The 677-nt window shown below is 71.6% G+C and carries 1 protein-coding gene; it reads right to left on the reverse strand.

Annotated elements, in window-relative coordinates:
• Positions 1-677: KUP/HAK/KT family potassium transporter (locus MPC4_RS21020; protein ID WP_210253689.1), on the reverse strand; the 677-nt coding region annotated here is incomplete at both ends.

Below are 677 nucleotides of genomic sequence, written 5' to 3' on the forward strand. Positions count from 1 at the left end.
GTGAGGAACACCGCGGTGCCCGGCACGCGCACCGGCGGGGCCAGCATCAGGCCCGGCAGGAAGGTATCCAGGCGGATGCCGTCCTTGCGGATCTCGTCGCGCAGCAGCTCGCGGCCACGGCGCCAGGTGCGCATCATGGTGAACAGGAAGATGCCCAGCACCACCGGGAACCAGGCGCCCTGCAGCAGCTTGGCGCCGTTGGCGATGACGAAGCCGAGGTCGATGATGAAGAACACCACGCACAGCGGCAGCAGCCAGCCACGCGACTTCGGCCACAACGTCCGCGCCACCACGGCCAGCAGCGCGGCGAGCAGCAGGTTGGCCCAGCCCACGCGGAAGGCGTAGTCCCCGAAGCCGAGCGCGTAGCCGAGCGGGATCACCGCCACGAGCCAGGGCAGCCATCGGCGCCCGGGCCGCGGCCCCAGCCATTCCTGCAGTGCCGTGAAAAGGGCCCACTGGGCGGCCGCGGCACTGCCGATGGAGAGGGTGGACAGTGCCCGGTCCCAGAGATGCGAGGAGGCGATGATCGCCGCCCAGGACAGCGCCTGCAGCGCGACGCTGGCCTGCGCGCAGCGCGCGGCCCGGCTCACCCCGCGCCCCATGATGAGGGGCAGGGCGACCGAGAGCATGGCCAGGTTGGTGGCCGTGACGGCCAGCAGCGTGACGAAATCCAGCGC

Source organism: Methylocella tundrae (assembly GCF_901905185.1).
GTDB lineage: Bacteria > Pseudomonadota > Alphaproteobacteria > Rhizobiales > Beijerinckiaceae > Methylocapsa > Methylocapsa tundrae.